Source organism: Crassaminicella thermophila (assembly GCF_008152325.1).
GTDB lineage: Bacteria > Bacillota > Clostridia > Peptostreptococcales > Thermotaleaceae > Crassaminicella_A > Crassaminicella_A thermophila.
Window position 1 is genome coordinate 600,357 of the sequence record NZ_CP042243.1, and the last position, 19,861, is coordinate 620,217.

Consider the following 19,861-nt stretch of genomic DNA (forward strand, 5'->3'; position numbering starts at 1 on the left):
AATATATGTAGTATGCATGCACTGTCAGTTTAATATATAATTATAGTTAATGGACAGTGCATGTTTAGTTTCAATAAATGGAGGTAGTTTATGAAAAAAATACGATTAAGTTGCTTAGTATTGATCATATTTGTACTTATGATGACTGTTACTGCTTGTGGAGGTAAGGATGTCAATCCTAATAATGAAAAGAGCAATTTTGTAGAAAAAGCAAATGACATAGGAAATGTAACATTATTAGTAACAAGGGATTTTGGAAATCAGATAATACTTAATAAAGATGTTGAAATAAAAAAAGATTGGAACGTGATTGATCTTTTGGAAGCAAGTACAGAAATAACTACAAAATGGGATGGGAACTTTGTAACAGGAATTAATGGATTAAAAGTCTAATAATGGAGGTCTTTCAGGAAAAAGATTAGATTGGTTTTATTATGTTAATGGTATTTGTGCCGATGTAGGGGCTATGGGTTACGATCTACATCCTGGAGATATTGTTTGGTGGGATTATCATGAGTGGCAAAGTATGGGATCTACAAATTCTGCAGTGATTGGTTTATATCCAGAACCATTCATTCATGGTTATCATCAAAAGGTTGGATTAACTACTATTATAACTTCTGAAAACAATTTTAAATTAGCAGAAGTTTTAAAAAAATCCTTAGAATCTAAGGGCGTTTTATCTGTTACGGTTAAAAATTTAGATGAGGGTATATTGGAAAATAGAGTAGGACCTACCATTGTTATAGGGAAGTGGAATGAACTTAAAAAGATAGAGTACTTGAATGATTTAAACAAAGCATATCGAAAAGCTGGAACGAATGTACATTTTACAGATGATGAGATAGAGCTTTTAAAAAGTAGTGGAAAAGTCGGTAAAACAATTAGAAATAATGCAGGAGTAATTGTTGCTTGTGGAGAAGGATTGGGGGATGATAGTCCACTTTGGCTAATTGTTGGAAATGATAGTAAAGGATTACAACAGGCAGTAGATGTTTTGGTAAATAGTCCAGACAAAATTTCTAAAATGTATAGTGCAGCAGTAGTTTCTGGAGAAGTTATAAGACTACCATTACAATAAAGAAGGAAGCGAGAAAAATGATGCTTGTATATAGAGAAAAAGATAACTTGATTTATAAGTTGCATCCAATAACAATGATTTCTTTTATTTTTGTAGTTTTTATTTTATCACTAGTTTTTTCACATCCAGTATATTTACTTGGATTGTTTTTTGCTGTAGCAGGAGTAATTATTACTTCAGGAAATTTTTCTGAGTGGAAAATATATTTAAAATTTACTGTTGTTATGATTATTGTAATTTTAATTGTGAATGCTATTTTTGTTCATGCTGGCTCAACAGTTTTAATTTCTGGACCTAGATTACCCGTATTGGGTAAAGTACAAATAACAATGGAAGCATTAGCTTTTGGGATAGGAATGGGTATACGCTTATTAGTAATTACTAGTATATTTTGCCTTTATACATATGCAGTACACCCAGATAAAGTTATGAAAATATTTAGTCGTTGGGGGAATAAATCTATATTGATTATTACACTTGCTACCCGATTATTTCCCTTAATGGTAAGAGACTATCAGAGAATAACGGAAGTACAACGATGCCGTGGTGTAAAGTTTGATACAGGTAAATGGTGGAATCGTGCTAAAAATTTATTACCTGTAATTAGTGTACTTTTATTATCTTGTTTAGAGAGGTCATTTCAGTTAGCTGAGTCTATGTATGCTAGAGGTTATGGAAGTGGAAATAGGTCCTGTTATAGCAGAGATTTATGGCGACCTAGGGATTATATAATTCTTTTTACACTTTTTATAAGTATGGGAACAGGGATATGGGCTGCTTTAAAAGGCTGGGCAAGTTATGGTTATTATCCCAAATTAGAAAGATTTAATTTGAAAGAATTATATATGGTAGTAGTTGTTATGATATCATTAATGTTTCCAGTTATTCTGAATTGGGGGTGGAAGAGATGGCCAATATTAAGATCAAAAATTTAAACTATCAGTATCCGGAAACAAAAAATTTAGCTTTAAATAATATAAATCTAGAAATTCCACAAGGCCAGTTTGTTTTGCTGGTAGGAGGTTCTGGAAGTGGAAAGTCAACATTAATACGTTCTATTGCTGGATTGGTTCCTAACTTTTATGGGGGAAAGTATGGTGGTGAGGTTTACTTAGATGATAAAGAAATACGTCAGATTGATCGAAGAAGTTTTGTTCAGCAGGTGGGTATGGTTTTTCAGGATCCAGAGAGTCAATTGGTAATGACTAACTTAGAAGAGGAGATTGTTTTTGGATTAGAAAATTTAGAATTACCTAATAGTTTAATGAAACGAAGGGTGATGGAAGTTAGCAGTGCACTATCATTGTCTGATTATAAAAATAAATTTATACCTGAATTATCAGGAGGACAAAAGCAAAAGGTAGCTTTAGCATCTGTTCTAGCAATGCAGCCGGATATATTATTATTGGATGAACCTACATCACAACTTGATCCAATTGCTGGAGAAGAGATCCTTACAATGGTTAGACGATTAAACGAAGAAAATGGAATTACTGTAGTTTTGACAGAACAAAGATTAGAAAGATGTTTTCACTTGGCTGATAGGGTATTGGTTATGGAGAGAGGAGAAATTATTTATGATCATCATGACCCTAAAACAATCGCAGAATGGGCTGTGGATAATAAAACACCTTTTATTCCACCATTAGCAAAATTATTTGCAAATGTAGGCTATCGTGAGGTGCCTGTTACAGTAAAGCATGGAAGAGAAATTCTTAGATCTTATAGGAATAAATTAAAGCCAATTAGGATTGATTCAGAAAAAAGAGCTGAAAAATTTGAAAAAACAGAAGAAGCATGTTTGGTAGATATTAAGAATCTTTGGTTTACTTACCCGAATGGGAAAGAGGTATTAAAAAATATTAATTTAAAAATTAAGCCAGGTGATTTTATTGTTGTAATGGGAGAAAATGGGGGAGGAAAAACTACCCTTATGAAGCATATTAATGGATTACTTAAACCTAGTCGTGGTCATGTAAAGGTTTTAGGTAAGGATACAAAAAAAATGTCTATAGAAGAATTATCATCTATAATTGGTTATTTATCTCAAGATCCTAATGATTACTTATTTTTACCTACTGTAAGAGAAGAAGTAGCTTTTACGTTGGAGAAATTAGGAATTAAAGATGATAGGATACAGAATAAAATCCTACAAAAACTTCAAATTGATTCTTTAAAAGAAAGGAATCCTAGAGATCTAAGTACAGGTCAGCGGCAACGTGTAGCTTTAGCTTCTATTTTAGTAACAAAACCTAAACTATTGCTTTTAGATGAACCTACTCGAGGTTTAGATTATCAATTAAAAGAAGCACTAGGAGAAGTTCTTCTAAAACTTAAAGAAGAAGGAATGACTATTTTTATGATTGCACATGATGTAGAATTTGCTGCAGAATATGCTGATGAAATTATATTGTTAGATGGAGGAAGTATTATCGCTAGGGGAAACAAATATGAAATGCTTACTAATTCTACTTTTTATTCACCACAAATTAGTAAGTTATTCCACAATTTTGTTGAGAATGTAGTAACACTTGACCAAGGAGAAGTAATACTGAGAAATATGATAGGATCAGATCAGAAAGAAAAGTATGCTTAGGTGAATGTTATGAATAAACTAAGTATTTTAACAATAGGAATTATAGGCTTGGTACTACTAATAAGTATAATACCAGATAGTCCATTATTTGAAGCAAATTGGGCATTGATATCTACAATTATTATAATGATTACGCTGGTAGGTTTTTTCTATAATATTGAAAAAAGTAAAGTTACATCTAAAGAAATCACTTTGATTAGTACATTAGGTGCATTAGCAGCTATAGTGAGAATGCCTTTTGCATATTTAATGAGTATTCAGCCAACTACTTTCATAGCTATGATTACAGGTTATATTTTTGGACCTCAGGCTGGTTTTATGGTAGGGGCTACTGCGATTTTGGTATCTAATTTTTATGCAGGTCAAGGAATGTGGACTCCTTGGCAAATGTTTTGTATGGGAATTGCCGGAGCTTCAGCAGCAATACTAGCTAAAGAAGGGAGACAGTTTAATATAAAGCAATTTGCTTTTTGTTGTGCCCTATGGGGATATATTTATGGTTGGATTATGAACCTATGGTATTGGACATGTTTTGTGTATCCATTGAATTTTAAAACTTTTGTATCTACATATTTGGCTAGTTTAGCGTTTGATACTTTTCGAGCTTTAGGTAATATGTTTTTTACTCTTTTATTGGGAAATTCTTTCTATCGTATATTGATAAGATTTAGAAAAAAATTAAGTATTGAGTATATGAAAAGTTAAAGATATTCGTTTTTAAAATAGATATTAGAGTTTTTAGTGACTTAAATGGAGTAGAAAGGAGAAGGGAATATGAATAAAAGGAAAGTTATTATATGTATCATTCTAACAATGTCTATTCTTATGTCATCCATTGGCTTTGCTGAGCAGTATTCTTCAGATCAGAAAGTAAAAAAAAGCATAGAAAAAGCAATTTATTATCTACATAGTGTCCAAAATAAAGATGGCGGATTTCCTGCTACGGTAGGAAACCCTAGTAGCCTATCTTTAACTAGTTGGGTTATTATGGCTTTGACAGCAGCAGGAGAAAATATTACAGATGCTACTTGGACTCCTAAAGGTAAAAATCCAATAGATTATATAAAGAATTCAAAAAATATATTAGAAGAAACTACAGATTATGCACGATTACTATTAGCACTTACTGCAACTAATCAAGGAACAGTTTGGCAAGGAGAAGATTTAGCGAAGAAAATCATTTCATTTCAACAAAGTAGTGGTCAATTTTGTCAACTAGATCAGGGAGAGAAGGGAATGATAAATTCCCACATGTGGTCAATTTTAGCTCTTGCTTCATCTGGACATGAAATTCCTAACAAAGAAAAAGCAAAAAAATGGCTACTTTCAAGACAGAATGAAGATGGTGGTTTTGGATGGTTAGAGGGTGTAGAAAGTGATGCTGATGATACAGGGGTGGCTATTCAGGCACTAGTTATGTTAGGTGAGAACCCAAAAACCTCTAAGGCTATCAAAGATGCAATGAATTTCATTAAAAAATATCAGCAGGAAGATGGAGGATTTAGCTCTGGGGAATGGATGGGGAATAGCTCAAATTCAGCTTCTGATTCTTGGGTTTTACAGGGATTGATTGCTGCAGGAGAAGATCCAACAAGTAATAGATGGTCTATTAATGGAAAAAATGGAATAACCCATCTTTTGAGCTTGCAAAATAGTGATGGTTCATTTAATTGGAAAGAAGGGGTAAGTTCTTCCACAGTCACTATGACGTCATATGCTATAATGGCATTAGCACAAAGACCTTTTCCAGTAAATATTGATTATAAGAAAAAAGCAGTTGATGAAGAGTTATTTTTAGATTTATCTAGTAATCACTGGGCATATAAAGCTATTACAGATTTAGTAAAGAAAAATATTTTATCAGGATATCCAGATGGAACTTTTAGACCAGAAAAATCTGTGACAAGAGCTGAGTTTACAAATCTTATGATTTGCGGATTGAATTTACAGAAAAGCAAACATAATGTAAATATAAAATTTAAAGATGTATTTAAAAATCATTGGGCATATAACGCTATTTCCATTGCGGTAGGCAAAGGGTTTATTAAGGGACGTTCTGATAAGATTTTTGATCCTAATGGAAAAATAACAGGAGCTGAAATGGCAACGATGTTGGTGAATAGTTTACCTCCCGAGAAAAAAAGTAAAATAAAAGAAGGGCCTTATTGGTATTCGGGCTATGTAAAAATTGCAAAGGAAAATGATCTATTATATCCAAATTTTAAAGCTAAAGAGAGTGCTAGCAGAGCTCAATGTGCATATAGTATTATGAAATTAAGAAATCTCTTATTAAACAATTAAATAACATAAGGCCAAAAGATGGAAATAAATGAGGGATAAATATGAAAGTTAAATCTATTACATTTATAATAATTATGATAGCATTATTATTGGGAATTAGTATTATACCTGAAAATCCATTATTTCATGTAAACTGGGCTTTATTTTCAGCAATAATTATTGGTTTAGCTATGCTCACTTTTTTTTGGAGATTTGAGAGAAGTGGAATAAATGCTAAAGAAGTTGCTTTGATTGCTACAATGGCATCTCTGGCAGGCATAGCTAGAGTACCTTTTGCTGCAATAATGAGTTTACAACCCACTACATTTATGGTTATGATTACAGGATACGTTTTTGGAACTCAAATTGGCTTTATGGTTGGTGCTGTAGCAGCTTTGGTATCTAATTTTTTTATAGGTCAGGGGCCTTGGACTCCTTGGCAAATGTTTTGTTGGGGAATGTGTGGTGTATTAGCAGCACTATTATCAAAAAGGTGCAAAAATTTAAACTTAATTTTCTTTACTGTACTTACAGGTATATGTGGTTATCTATTTGGTTGGGTAATGAACATCTGGCATTGGGTAGGATTTGTATATCCATTAACATTGAAGACTTTTTTAGCTACATATGCGGCTAGCTTTCCTTTTGATACACTACATGCTTTAGGAAATGTTGTTTTTTCTATTTTATTTGGAAAGTCATTTTACCAAGTATTAGTTCGATTTAAAAAGAGAATTTCAGTAACGTATACTATGATAAGAGATACTAATAAAAAAACCTGCTAGTTATGAATATGCCCCTGTCAAGTAGACAGTGGAAAAAATAAAAAGGAATTGCGCTAATCGTACTTTACGGTTAGCGTGATTTTTATGCAACATTACATAGGTATTGTCTGTATTCTAAAGGTGTCATACAACCAAGACGTTTTTGATATCTGTGATTATTGTAGTATTCAATGTAATTAGTTACTGCTGTTTCTAATTCTTCATAAGTATAGAATTTTCTTAAATAGTACATCTCTGATTTCAGCATACCCCAGAATGCTTCCATTGGTCCGTTGTCAATACATCGTCCAACTCGGGACATGCTCTGAATCATTTCTGATTTATCCAACTTCTTTTCGAAATATTTTTGATGTATACTGAAATCCACGATCACTATGAAAAATAGGCTTTTCATCTGGATAATTCTCATGTGCAAGATCAAATGTTTTAAATACTAAAGGATTGTTATTAGATTTACCAATAACAAAAGAAACTACGCTTTTATCCGATAGATCAATTATTGCACTTAAGTATGCTTTTTGATTATTGCCATATTTAAATTCCGTAACATCTGTAACCCACTTCTGACCAAACTTATCTGCTTTAAAGTTTCTATTTAAAATGTTTTCCGCTATAACTTCAGGAGTTGACTTAATATATTTTTTCTTCTTCTTTCGACATACCGACTTTAGGCCTAAAATAGTCATTAAGCGATAAATTCTCTTATGATTTACTCTAAAATTGTTCTCTCTGTTTAGTTTAATTGTCATTTGACGATAGCCAAGAATACCATCTCGTTCTTCATAGGCTTCTTGAATTAAAGGTATAAGTTTTTTGTTAAAGTTCTCATTTTTACTCTCTTTACGATTCAACCATTTATAATAAGATGACCTTTGAACACCAGCTATTTCACATAGTGTAAAAATTGGATATGACTGTATATCATGTAATTCTTTAATTGCTAAATAGTAGGTTTCATTTCTTACTTGGCTTAAAATCGCCTCCTTTCTATTTCTTCTAACTTTTTTAAAAAATCAATCTCCATTTGTTGCCTTTTATTTTGAGCTTCCAGAAGTTTGTTTAGTGCTCTAAGCTTTTCAATCTCTGACAATTCATTTGCATTTTTCTGTTTGCCACGTTTATCTTTTAATGCCTCAACACCAGATTCCTCATATTTTTTAGTCCATGAATAGACTTGATGATATGATACTTTATATTTATCTGCAGTTTTACTATAGCTGTTCTGATGTTCAATGCAGTGCTTAACAATTTCTATTCTTTCATTAAAATTAGTTTTACGTCCGTTGGCCATGACTTTATCTTCTCCTATTCCTGATGATTTTAACTCTTCATGACCATTATACTTTATAATCCACTTAAGAACAGTTGTATGTGAGGGAATCTTAAATTTTTTTGCAATGTCATATATCGAACTGTCACCCTCAAGATATGCTTTAATAACAGTAATTTTAAATTCTTTTGAATAGAAATTATTATGAGACTTATTCATTAATGCTTCTTTACCCATTGATTGATAGTTTACAATCCATTGTCTAAATGAGTTTCTAGTTACACCATATTTAGATGCAATTGATGTTTGTGATCCTACATTATTTAAATATTCTTCAACTGCTTTAATTTTTAGTTCGTAATCTATTTTACCTTTTCTGCCCATAAGAAAATGCTCCTCCTTCAATAAACAGTTTTTTTATTTTAACTGTCCACTTCAAGGGGAGCATATCATTATCTAGCAGGTTTTTTATTATTAAGCTTCAACAGCTTCAGCAACAGGTACAAGTAGAGATTTTCCTGTCATTTCTTCTGGTTTTTCTATTCCCATCATTGCAAGCAATGTAGGTGCAATATCTGCAAGCTTTCCTTCTGCAATGCCATATTCTTCCGAAGCATTGATCAATATAATTGGTACAGGATTTGTTGAGTGAGCTGTAACTGTATTTCCATCTTTATCTAGCATTTCATCTGCATTACCATGATCAGCTGTAAGAAGAATTTGACCACCTTTTTGGATTGTTGCTTCTACAACTTTGCCAACACATTCATCTACAGCTTCAACTGCTTTTATTGCTGCATCTATTGATCCTGTATGTCCTACCATATCGCAATTTGCATAGTTTACAATGATTAGATCATGAATTCCTTTGTTTATTTCTTCGATTAACTTTTCTGTTACTTCATAAGCACTCATTTCAGGTTGCAAGTCATATGTTGCTACCTTTGGAGAAGGGATTAATACTCTATTTTCTCCTTCATATGCTTCTTCCACACCACCACTTAGGAAGAATGTAACGTGTGCATATTTTTCAGTTTCTGCAATACGAAGTTGCTTTAAGCCTTGTTTTGATACATATTCACCTAAAGTATTTATTAGTGTTTGTGGTGGATAAGCAACGAAAACATTTGGCATAGCTGCGTCATATTGGGTCATACAGACATAGTGAACAGGGAAGAATCCTTTCTTTCTTTCAAAACCGTCAAATGATTCATCAACAAAGCTTCTTGTAATTTCTCTTGCTCTATCAGGTCTAAAGTTGAACATAATGATAGAATCATTTTCACATACTGTTGCAATAGGAGCATTATTTTCTACTATTACTGTAGGTTTTACAAATTCATCTACAATTTCATTTGCATAAGAATTTTCTATTGCTTTTTTTGCTGAATTTGCTTTTTCTCCTTCACCTAAAGTTATTGCGTTATAAGCAAGCTCTACTCTTTCCCATCTGTTATCTCTATCCATTGCGTAGTATCTTCCGGATATTGTAGCAATTTTTCCAATTCCTATTTCTCTCATTTTTTCTTCTAATTCTTCTATATATTTGATTGCACTAGAAGGTGGAACATCACGACCATCTAAGAATGCATGAACATATACTTTTTTAAGTCCTTGTTTTTTTGCAAGCTCAAGTAGTGCATAAAGATGTGTGTTGTGGCTGTGAACACCACCATCAGATAATAACCCCCAAAGATGAAGAGATGAATCATGTTTTTTTACATTTTCAATTGCATCTAAAAAAATAGGATTTTCAAAAAAATCTCCATCTTTGATTGCTTTTGTAATTCTTGTTAATTCTTGATAGACAATTCTTCCGGCTCCAATATTTAAATGGCCTACTTCTGAGTTTCCCATTTGTCCATCTGGAAGACCTACATCTAATCCACTAGCATGTACAAGATTATTTGGATACATTTCAAAATAGCGGTCTAGGTTTGGTGTGTTTGCAAGTGATATAGCATTTCCATTATTGTTTGCATTTATACCAAAACCATCTAATATCATTAATATTGTTGGCTTTTTCAATATACTTCCTCCTTTGTTGAAAGTTAATTCAAAAATTAATATATCTTCAATTATACCAAAATACATGGCAAAATGCATCTTTTGTAAAATTGTGACTATTTTTAAAGAATAAATAGAATATTTGCAAGCAAAAGAAGGAAAATTTTGAATCTGTGTAGAAATTTTAATAAAATTCTGTTTTTAATCAATGCGTATTATCAATATAAACAAGGAGGAATTATATGAAATTAAGGACAAAAATACTCATTCCAATTATTTTCATACTTATTATTTCTGTCACCGGAGTAGGTTTATTTGGCTTCGTAAAAGCAGAAGATATTGCCAAAAAGCTTATAAATTCTCAATTAAAGGGTGCAGTCCATACCGTTGAAGCAACCATGGAAGAAAGGTTACAGATGATGCATATTACAAAAGAAGCGTTAAATAAAAAAAATATAGCAATTGCTAAGGCTATAGCAGAAATTATTGCAGCTGATGGGAATATGTTAAAGACAGAAAATATGATTCAACTAGCTGAAACCTTAGGGGTAGATGAGATTCATGTGATGGATAAAGATGGAAAAATTGCAAATGGAACGATCGAAGATTTTTTTGGTTTTGATTTTCATTCTAATGAACAGACAAAGCCTTTCTTAAAAATTCTTGAAGATAAAGACTTTGTTTTTGTTCAGGAGCCTACAAAAAGAGCAGTTGATGATAAATTATTTCAATATATAGGGGTTGCAAGGATAGATCAACCGGGAATCGTTCAAATAGGGGTTGAACCAAAAGCTGTAGCAGAAATAATGAAAAAAATAGAAATTCAGGGACTTGTAGAAGGAATGCAGTTAGGAAAGGATGGTTATGTAGCAATCTGGAATCAAGAGGGTGTTATAGTAGCCCATCCTGACAAAAAATATATAGGCTTAGATTTTAATAAATACGATTGGGCAAAAGAAATCAAGAGCAAGAAAGAAGGGGAGCTTCGTTATTCCTTAGATGGAATAGATAAACATGTATATTTTAAAAGAGTAAATGATTATATTATAATGGCGGCTATACCTACTTCAGAGTATATTGGACATATAGAGGCATTAAAAGGGAGTATTGCAACCATATTAATCGTTTCTATATTATTAGCAATCCTTGTTATATCTATTTTTATCAATAAGCAAGTAACAAAACCTTTAAATAAATTGGTACAGGCAATGGAACAAGCTGGCAATGGTGATTTAACTCTAGATATAAAAGTACAATCAAAAGATGAGGTAGGGCTTTTAAGTGATAGCTTTAATAAAATGACAAAGAACATGAAAAAACTTGTAAATCATGTGCAGGAAATTACCCTAAAATCAGAAAATACGTCACAAATGATAGCTGCTTCAGCAGAACAGATTGGTATATCCAGTATAGAGGTTTCAAAGACAATTCAAGAAATTGCTTCAGGAGCAACGATGCAAGCCAAGGAAGCAGGGGAAGGATTAAATTTAACGAATATATTATCTGAAAAAATTGTAAGTATTTCTGATAACTCAGAAATTACCATGATGAATGCGGCAAGCATGAAAGAGAAAAATGAATCTGGAATAAAAGCGGTAGCAACATTAAAGGATAAATTTAATAAAAATACACAAGCATCCATGGATGTAGCAGAAAAAATACAGGAATTATCATTAAAATCACAGTCTATAGGGAATATTATTGAAGCAATTAATACCATTTCAGAGCAGACAAATCTTTTGGCTTTAAATGCAGCAATTGAGGCAGCACGTGCAGGGGAGGCCGGAAAAGGATTCGCTGTTGTTGCAGATGAAGTTAGAAAACTAGCAGAAGAATCAAGGATTGCTACAAATGAAATACAAGGAATTATTGAAGAAATTGCACAAGTTATTGTAAATACAAGTAATACAATGGATGAAGCAAGGGAGATTATAAAGGATGCGAATCAATCTTTGGAAGATACATCAGAAGCTTTTGATGCAATAAAAACTTCTGCAGATGAAGTATTAAACAATGTTAAGCTTTTAAATAAAAACCTTGAAGAGATGAAACAATCAAAAGATGAAGTGATAATGTCTATAGAAAAAATTTCAGCAATTACACAAGAAGCTGCTGCAGGAACAGAAGAAGTAAGTGCAGCAGCAGAAGAACAAACAGCTTGTATAGAAGAGACTGTATCTGCGATACAAGAATTGGATGCGATGATTAAAACATTGGCTGAGTCTGTTAAGGTATTTAAAGTTTCATAAAAAAATCCCCCTAAAATAGGGGGATTTAGCCTATTATCTTATTTTTTATAAGCATATCGGTAAAAATATTTGTCAAGTTGTTTGTATTAACAGTTTTTCTGAATAAAGGACCATCTTTTACAATTTGTAATCTTGCTTTTTTATCTGGGAAGTTAAATCCATCTGTGTATAGAATTGGATTTTTGTTTACAGGCCAGAATACAGATTTTTCTTTTTGTTTATCAATCTTAAAATATTCAGGTATATTGACAGATATTTCATTTAATATATCATCTGGACTATTATATTCAAAATTTGTACTTAGGGCATTTGTAAGTTTTGTAATCACCTGCCAGTTTTCTAACCCGCAAAGGGGTGGGATTGCTTGATAAAGTCTTTGGATTCTTCTTTCTGAATTTGTATAGGTTCCTCTTGATTCAGCAAAGCTTACAGCAGGTAAAACCACATCTGCTTTTCTTGCTGTTTCTGTTAAATGAGTGTCTTGAACCATTAAAAATTTTAGATTACTTAAATCTATATGTGGAATATCCTCGCCGAATATAAGTAATCCTTTTACTTTTTTGTCTTTAATCATTTGAACAATTTTTCGTGGATCTTTATTGATTCCCATATCAACAAGACCTTGGCTATTGTTATTCGGTTTTAGTTGAATAATTCCGCTACGTGCTTTACCAATATGACCAGAGATTACAGCTATATTGGCAATTAATTTTGCAGCATCCGGAGTAATATTATTTTGATCAAATACAATCATTGCTTTTTTAGAGTTTCCATAAATTTGAGCGATTTCTTTTGCTGCAGTACTTACTTTTATATCTTTTAAGCTTTCTTTTAATGCTTCAAATCCTGATGTTTTATCATGATTTGGTGTAAGTCCATTATCTATTAATGATTTTGTTATTTCTTTTAAGAAATTTATATTATTTTCAGGCTTTACTTGCATATATGCCCATTCGTCAGCTTGAGATTGAAATGGATTTATTGTAATAAGTTTTGCACCATGATTTATTGCGTGCTTAATTTTAAGACCTACAATTGTATGATCTTTCATAATATCAGAACCAATAAGAAGGATTGTTTCTGTTGAAAGCAATTCATCAAAGGTATTACTTGAAGCGTCATATCCTAATACATCTTTTATTCCTTCTTGCAAGCTATTAAAAGAGCAAATATTTTCCGTTTTTAATACTTTTTTTACACCTTTCATATTTAAATATATTTCTTCATTGGTATATTTATCTGAGATAGAAACGGCTAAAGCATTACTGCCATATAGTAATGTCAAACTTTGAGATTTTTTAGCAGTATATAGAATTGCTTCATCCCAAGAAACCTCTACAAGTTTTCCTTCCTTTCGAATCAAAGGTTTTGTAAGACGATGATCTTTTGCAATATCAAAACCAAATCTACCTTTTACACAAAGAAGACCATCATCTACAGGACTTTCTTTATCAGGAAGGGAGCGAACGAGTAAATTCCCCTTTGTATTTAAGGATATATTACAGCCTACACTACAGTGCGAACAAACGGTATGAGTTGTTTTTGTTTTTACAGGAACAGATTTTTCGATGCTTAATTTTTCTCCTAGAGCACCTGTTGGACAAACACTAATGCATTGGCCACAAGAGATACAGCTTGTTTCTTTTAGAGGCTTGTCAAGGGCTGGTTTTACAATGGTATCAAAACCTCTATCTACAAGACCTAAAGCAGCAATACCCATTATTTCATCACAAACCCTTACGCACAAACCACAAAGAATACATTTATCAGGATTTCTATGAATAAATGGATGATTATCTATAAACTCACGTTTGTGTACCTCACCTGAAAGTCTCTTTGGATCTACTTGGTATTCGTTTGCATATTCTATAAGCTTACATTCAAAAAAGTCGTGGCATCCACATTCAAGACACCTTTTTGCATCTTTTTTTGCATCTTCCTCACTATATCCGCCTACTACTTCTTCAAAGTTTGTTTTTCTAACTTGAGGAGAAAGGTGAGGCATATGAGGGCGATATTCTTTTTTATAATCAATGAAATCATCTTCTGTTAAATCATCTCTTTCCACATAGAAAGGTTTTTTATAAGGGATAATTTCTCCTTCAAGATACCTACAAATAACTTCAGAAGCTTTTTTTGCATCTCCTATTGCTCGAATTGCGATACTTGCACCATCGTTTATAGCATCTCCACCTGCAAATACTCCAGGAAGATTTGTAAGGAAGGTATTTTCATCAGTAGCAATTGTACCTTTCTTTGTAAGTGTAAGATCTTCAAAACCTTTTGTATCTGTACCTTGCCCGATTGCAACAATAACAGAATCTACTTCAATAATTTCTTCTTCGCCTTCTATTGGAACAGGAGTTCTTCTACCACTAGCATCTGGATTACCTTGTTTCATTTTTTGAAGTCTTATTTTAGATACTTTTCCATTTTCTCCTATAATTTCAATTGGACTTACTAGGAATTTAAAAGTAACACCTTCTTCTTCAGCTTCTGTTACTTCTACTTCTTCAGCAGGCATTTCTACTTTTGTCCTACGATATAGAGCATATACTTCTTTTGCACCAAGGCGTATGGCTGTCCTACAAGCATCCATAGCAGTATTCCCACCGCCGATTACTGCAATTCGATTCCCAGTTCTTATTGGTTTATTCACAGCAAAACTTGTTAAGAAGTCAATTCCTCCAATGACACCTTCTAAATCTGAGCCAGGACAATTTAAACCAGGGCTCTTCCAGGCACCAATTGAAATATAGACTGCATCAAAATGATCTCTTATATAGCTTAATTCTACATCTTCTCCTACCCTTATATTGGTAATCATCTTAACGCCCATATCTTCAATTAATTTAATTTCTTTATTTAATACTTCCTTTGGAAGGCGATATTGAGGGATTCCATATCTAAGCATTCCTCCTAATTCAGGCATAGCTTCATAAATAGCAACTTTATGACCTTCCTTTGCAAGAAAATATGCAGCAGTAAGACCTCCAGGACCACCACCAATGACAGCAACTCTTTTTCCTGTAGAAGGTTTGATTTTTGGCATAAAACTATTATTATCTTTTAAATCAATATCTGCTACAAATCTTTTTAACCAAGCAATAGATATAGGTTCTTCTACAAGCTGTCTTCTGCAGGCATCTTCACATGGGTGAGGACAGATCCTGCCTATACTTGCTGGAAGGGGCAGTTGTTCTTTGATTAATTCTAAAGCTTCTTTATATTCTCCATTGGCAATAAGTCCTACATATCCTTGACAATCAGTATTTGCAGGACATGCTTGCACACAAGGAGGACGACAATCTCCAACATGATCTGAAAGAAGAAGCTCTAATGCCATCTTTCTTGAGCCTCTAACCCTTTCTGTATTTGTTTTAATAACCATACCATCATTAATTTTTGTTGCACAAGCTCTTAAAAGCTTTGGGATTCCTTCAACTTCTACAACACAAAGTCCACAGGAACCATATATTTCAACTCTTTCATCATAGCAAAGGGTAGGTATATGAATTCCATTTTCTTTTGCTACTTCTAAAATTGTCTGGTTTTTATAAGCAACGATTTCTCGTCCATCTATATTTAATCTAATCTTAGGCATAAGATTCACCCCTTAATTCATTTAGTCAACTGATATTGCATTGAAGTGACAGACTTCTTTGCATTTTCCACATTTGATGCATTTTTTTGGATCAATTGTATATCCATCTTTTCGATTACCAGTAATAGCCTCAACAGGGCAGTTTTTTGCGCAGAGACCGCAACCAACACAGGCATCCTTTAAAATAGTAAAAGTTAGTAGATTTATACATTGTTTTGCAGGACATTTTTTATCATAAATATGTTTTTTATATTCATCTTTAAAATACCTTAGGGTACTTAAAACTGGGTTTGGAGCTGTTTGACCAAGTCCGCAAAGAGAACCCTCTTTAATTTTTATAGCTAATTCTTCTAGTAGTTCTATATCACCATCTTTTCCTTCACCATCACAAATACGGTTAAGGATTTCTAACATTCTTTTTGTACCAATTCGGCAATGTATGCATTTTCCACAAGATTCCTTCCTTGTAAAATTTAAAAAGAATCGTGCCATATCTACCATACAAGTTGTTTCATCCATAACAACCATACCGCCAGACCCCATAATGGCACCTGTCTTTGTTATAGATTCATAGTCAACAGGTGTATCAATTAAGTCTTTTGGAATACATCCTCCAGAAGGGCCCCCCATTTGAACAGCTTTAAACTCTTTATTATCAATTATTCCTCCACCAATATCAAAAATGATTTCTCTAAGAGACATACCCATTGGTACTTCTACAAGACCACCTTTTTGAATTTTTCCTGTAAGGGCGAAAACCTTTTTGTTCCCTTGCTTTTTTCTGTGCCCATTGCTGCAAAAGATTTTCCGCCATTTTGCATAATCCAAGGAACATTAGCAAAGGTTTCAACATTGTTAATATTAGTAGGCTTACCCCAATAACCTTTTTGTGCAGGAAATGGAGGTTTTAGTCTTGGCATTCCTCGCTCACCTTCTAATGAGGCAATAAGAGCTGTTTCTTCACCACAAACAAAAGCACCTGCACCAGCTTTGATTCTTATATCAAAATCAAATCTATCTTTGTTAAATATATTTTGACCTAAAAAGCCTTTTGCCCTTGCCTGTTCTATAGCTTTTTTAAGACGTATGATAGCAAGAGGGTACTCGGCTCGAACATAAATAATTCCTTCGTTAGCGCCTATGGCATATCCTCCAATGATCATACCTTCAATCAAACTATGAGGATCTCCCTCTAAAATACTTCTATCCATAAATGCACCTGGATCTCCTTCATCTGCATTGCATACAATATACTTAGGAGTATCTAAAGATTGCCTTGCAGCGTTCCATTTAAACCAAGTAGGAAATCCTGCACCGCCTCTTCCTCTAAGACCTGAGCGTTTGATTTCTTTTATTACTTCATTAGGAGTCATTTCTTGAATACATTTTTTTACAGCTGTATATCCACCGACATTTATATATTCATCAATAGATTCAGGGTTAATATAGCCACAATTTCTAAGGGCAATTCTTTTTTGTTTTTCTAAAATCCTTTTATCATCTTCAGAGATTGTATAATCATCTACATTTTGTTTTTCAACAATATAATTTTTAATTATAGCACTGACAATATCAGGTGTTACATTTACAAAAGTTGTTTTATTTTCACCATCATAAACATCTACAATAGGTTCTAAATGACACATACCAATGCAGCCTGTTATTTCAAGCTCTGCATCAATATTATTTTCCTTAATTTCTTTTTTTATGGTATCATACACTTTATTAGCTCCAGCAGCTAAGCCGCAGCTTCCTTGACCTACGATGATCTTCATGCTGAGACCTCCTTGCCACTTCCATTTTTCTTAATTTCTCTTAGTATTTTTCTTACTTTTTCAGGGGTAAGCTTTGCATAAGTTTCTTCATTAATCATCATAACAGGAGATAAGCTACAGCAACCAAGGCAAGCAACATTATTAAGTGTAAATAATCCATCTTCTGTAGTTTCTCCTTCACAAATTCCTAGTTCATCACAAATGGCTTCTTCAACAGCCTTAGAACCATTTACATGGCAAGCTGTTCCTTGGCAGAGCATAATTAAATACTTGCCAATAGGCTTTAATCTAAACTGAGTATAAAAGGTCGCTACTCCATGAACTTTTGCAGGCTTTATGCCAATATTCTCTGCAATATAATCTAGCACTTCCATAGGCAGATAACCATATATTTCTTGTGCTTTTTGAAGAATGGTAATTAAGCTTCCAGATATATTTTTGTATTTTTCAAGTATAGGGTTTAATTTTTTTAGGTCAATATTAGGGTCGCTAATATTGACCATAAGGTTTTGCTTTTTTCCGCAGCATTGCATTTTTTTTACTCCTTTCAAATGATCATATAAAAACATAAAAAAATATATAAAAAAGTCTGAAAATAATAAAAATATAATACACAATTATAACACAGTAAAGCTAAACTGTAAACAAAATATTCTGAAATATGAAGGAAAATAGAGTGTCGGCTTCTTAGATTAAACAATATTCTGAAAATAAAAAATACAATAATTGTATGTGATATAATTATAAGTGTAATTTTGCTCTTATAGAAAGAAGGTAATAAAAATGAAAATATTTGATAGATGCTGCGCTATTGCAGTTATACAAAATAAAAAAATATTATTAGGGGAAAGAACAGATGGACAAGGATGGAGTATGGCTGGGGGAAAGTTAGAGGAAGGAGAGGATTATGAAACAGCTGCTAAAAGAGAATTGAATGAAGAATTTGATATTTTTGCAACAACGCTAAATTGTTTAGGGGCTGTTACATCAGAAGTATATATAAAAGGAAAGAAAAGTATTGTTCGTCCTACTGTATTTTTATGTAAAGATTATACAGGAATACCAAAACCTTATTTACCTGAAATGAAGGAATTAAGATGGATAGGGTTAAACGAATTATCTTCTGTGGAATTATTTAAACCAACAAAGGAAATTATTGATTTATATGGGGATGTTTTGTTTAAATAAGTTTTTTACAAAAGTTATAAAAGTCATTCACTTATCTTTTTATATTTCTTTTTTTAAATGTAGATATTGCTTATCTATAATTATGGTACAATAGGAAATGTTATAAACAAGGAAAGTAGGAGAGAAAAACTATGAAAGAACGGGATCATGGTATTAATCAAAGCTTAGATAAAGCATTAAGTCTTTTGAACTATTTTACTGTAGAGAATCCTGTGAGGGGGTTAAGCGAAATTTCAAGACTTTCATCTATTCCAAAGGCCACTGTATATAGATTGTTTAATACATTTGAAAAAAATGGATATCTTAGGAAAGTCGATGTAAGTGGAAAGCAAAACCAATATAAACTAGGTATGAAATTTCTTCAATTAGGAACAATTGTATCAGAAACAATAGAAATAAAAGAAATTGCCCTGCCTTATATGAAAAGGTTAAGAGATGAATTAAATGAGGATGTACAATTGGTTATGAGAGAAAACAATCATGCAATTTATGTTGAAAAATTAATATGCTCACATCCTGTAAGGTTGTTTACAAAAACAGGTAGGACAGCATCTTTAAATGCAGGAGCTTGTCCAAGAGCGATATTATCCTTTCTTGAAGATGATGAAATCAGAGAAATACTTGATACTGAAACACTGATAAAATATACAGAAAATACTATAGTAGAAAAGAAAAAAGTGTGGGAAATGATTAAAGAAAGTAGAGAAAAAGGATATACCATAAGCTTTGGAGAAATGGAGCCCCAAACAATAGGGGTAGGAGCACCTATATTTGATCATACAAAAAAAGTTGTTGCGGCTATTAGTACAGCAGGTCCAGAACAGCGATTTCATAAAGCAAGATTTCCTGAGATTATACAAAAAACGAAACAAACAGCTATGGATATTTCAAAGGCATTAGGCTATAAAAAAAAATGAAGGTCTTAGACCTTCATTTTTTTAGTGAGAAAATCAAAAAATATAAAATTGTCTAAAGTTTATAAAAATTAATGTAGAAAATTGTATCATTGTATGCTACTATAATACT

General features: G+C 32.5%; 15 protein-coding genes and 2 pseudogenes. 10 read left to right on the forward strand and 7 right to left on the reverse strand.

Features of this window, described 5'->3' with window-relative positions:
- The first annotated feature begins 90 nt into the window (after positions 1–90).
- The 7 genes and pseudogenes from FQB35_RS02795 to FQB35_RS02825 all read left to right on the forward strand — a co-directional run bounded on the left by FQB35_RS02795 (position 91) and on the right by FQB35_RS02825 (position 6,742).
- The gene (locus FQB35_RS02795; protein ID WP_148808488.1) at positions 91–393 is read left to right on the forward strand and encodes a hypothetical protein; all 303 of its coding nucleotides are present in this window, start codon (positions 91–93) and stop codon (positions 391–393) included.
- Between the two features lie 25 nt (positions 394–418).
- Positions 419–1,081: pseudogene (locus FQB35_RS02800) on the forward strand (DUF4430 domain-containing protein); the annotation flags it as partial.
- A gap of 17 nt (positions 1,082–1,098) precedes the next feature.
- Entirely contained in the window at positions 1,099–2,016 is a 918-nt protein-coding gene (locus tag FQB35_RS02805; protein ID WP_148808491.1) for an energy-coupling factor transporter transmembrane component T family protein, read from the forward strand.
- Complete coding sequence (locus tag FQB35_RS02810; protein WP_148808492.1) at positions 1,989–3,677, forward strand: ABC transporter ATP-binding protein; 1,689 nt, start codon at positions 1,989–1,991, stop codon at positions 3,675–3,677. The genes FQB35_RS02805 and FQB35_RS02810 overlap by 28 nt, the downstream gene beginning before the upstream one ends.
- Before the next feature lie 9 nt (positions 3,678–3,686).
- The gene (locus tag FQB35_RS02815; protein ID WP_148808493.1) at positions 3,687–4,382 is read left to right on the forward strand and encodes an ECF transporter S component; all 696 of its coding nucleotides are present in this window, start codon (positions 3,687–3,689) and stop codon (positions 4,380–4,382) included.
- 69 nt (positions 4,383–4,451) lie between these two features.
- Complete coding sequence (locus FQB35_RS02820; RefSeq protein ID WP_148808495.1) at positions 4,452–5,978, forward strand: S-layer homology domain-containing protein; 1,527 nt, start codon at positions 4,452–4,454, stop codon at positions 5,976–5,978.
- A 41-nt stretch (positions 5,979–6,019) separates the two neighbouring features.
- The gene (locus FQB35_RS02825) at positions 6,020–6,742 is read left to right on the forward strand and encodes an ECF transporter S component (RefSeq protein WP_148808496.1); all 723 of its coding nucleotides are present in this window, start codon (positions 6,020–6,022) and stop codon (positions 6,740–6,742) included.
- Between the two features lie 82 nt (positions 6,743–6,824).
- Here the strand turns inward: FQB35_RS02825 and FQB35_RS02830 are convergent, their stop codons facing one another.
- The 4 genes from FQB35_RS02830 to gpmI form a co-directional block, all read right to left on the reverse strand.
- A complete protein-coding gene (locus FQB35_RS02830; protein ID WP_207707292.1) occupies positions 6,825–7,055 on the reverse strand; it encodes an IS3 family transposase in 231 nt (76 codons plus the stop codon).
- A 7-nt stretch (positions 7,056–7,062) separates the two neighbouring features.
- Positions 7,063–7,719 carry an IS3 family transposase gene (locus FQB35_RS02835; protein WP_148808499.1) on the reverse strand — a complete coding sequence of 219 codons (657 nt, stop codon included), beginning with the start codon at positions 7,717–7,719 and terminating at the stop codon, positions 7,063–7,065.
- Positions 7,713–8,396, reverse strand: a complete 684-nt coding sequence (locus FQB35_RS02840; RefSeq protein WP_148808500.1) for a helix-turn-helix domain-containing protein — start codon at positions 8,394–8,396, stop codon at positions 7,713–7,715. Before FQB35_RS02840 ends, FQB35_RS02835 begins: the two co-directional genes overlap by 7 nt.
- Positions 8,397–8,486: 90 nt before the next feature.
- Entirely contained in the window at positions 8,487–10,043 is a 1,557-nt protein-coding gene (gene gpmI / locus FQB35_RS02845) for a 2,3-bisphosphoglycerate-independent phosphoglycerate mutase (RefSeq protein ID WP_269902711.1), read from the reverse strand.
- A 218-nt stretch (positions 10,044–10,261) separates the two neighbouring features.
- Here gpmI and FQB35_RS02850 point away from each other — a divergent pair, with 218 nt between their 5' ends.
- Positions 10,262–12,268: a methyl-accepting chemotaxis protein gene (locus FQB35_RS02850; protein WP_148808503.1), complete on the forward strand. Its 2,007-nt coding sequence runs from the start codon at positions 10,262–10,264 to the stop codon at positions 12,266–12,268.
- Positions 12,269–12,293: 25 nt separating this feature from the next.
- Here the strand turns inward: FQB35_RS02850 and FQB35_RS02855 are convergent, their stop codons facing one another.
- The 3 genes and pseudogenes from FQB35_RS02855 to nuoE all read right to left on the reverse strand — a co-directional run bounded on the left by FQB35_RS02855 (position 12,294) and on the right by nuoE (position 18,150).
- Positions 12,294–15,872 (reverse strand): NAD(P)-binding protein, encoded by a 3,579-nt coding sequence (locus FQB35_RS02855; RefSeq protein WP_148808504.1) that lies wholly within the window; start codon positions 15,870–15,872, stop codon positions 12,294–12,296.
- A gap of 21 nt (positions 15,873–15,893) precedes the next feature.
- Positions 15,894–17,647: pseudogene (locus FQB35_RS02860) on the reverse strand (NADH-ubiquinone oxidoreductase-F iron-sulfur binding region domain-containing protein).
- Positions 17,644–18,150, reverse strand: a complete 507-nt coding sequence (gene nuoE, locus FQB35_RS02865; RefSeq protein ID WP_231701889.1) for an NADH-quinone oxidoreductase subunit NuoE — start codon at positions 18,148–18,150, stop codon at positions 17,644–17,646. The pseudogene FQB35_RS02860 and the gene nuoE overlap by 4 nt, the downstream one beginning before the upstream one ends.
- A 280-nt stretch (positions 18,151–18,430) precedes the next feature.
- Here nuoE and FQB35_RS02870 point away from each other — a divergent pair, with 280 nt between their 5' ends.
- Together FQB35_RS02870 and FQB35_RS02875 are read left to right on the forward strand one after the other, a co-directional pair.
- Complete coding sequence (locus FQB35_RS02870; RefSeq protein WP_148808507.1) at positions 18,431–18,835, forward strand: NUDIX hydrolase; 405 nt, start codon at positions 18,431–18,433, stop codon at positions 18,833–18,835.
- 131 nt (positions 18,836–18,966) lie between these two features.
- Positions 18,967–19,752, forward strand: coding sequence for an IclR family transcriptional regulator (locus tag FQB35_RS02875; protein ID WP_148808508.1), 786 nt, complete (start codon positions 18,967–18,969; stop codon positions 19,750–19,752).
- The last annotated feature ends 109 nt before the right edge of the window (positions 19,753–19,861 follow it).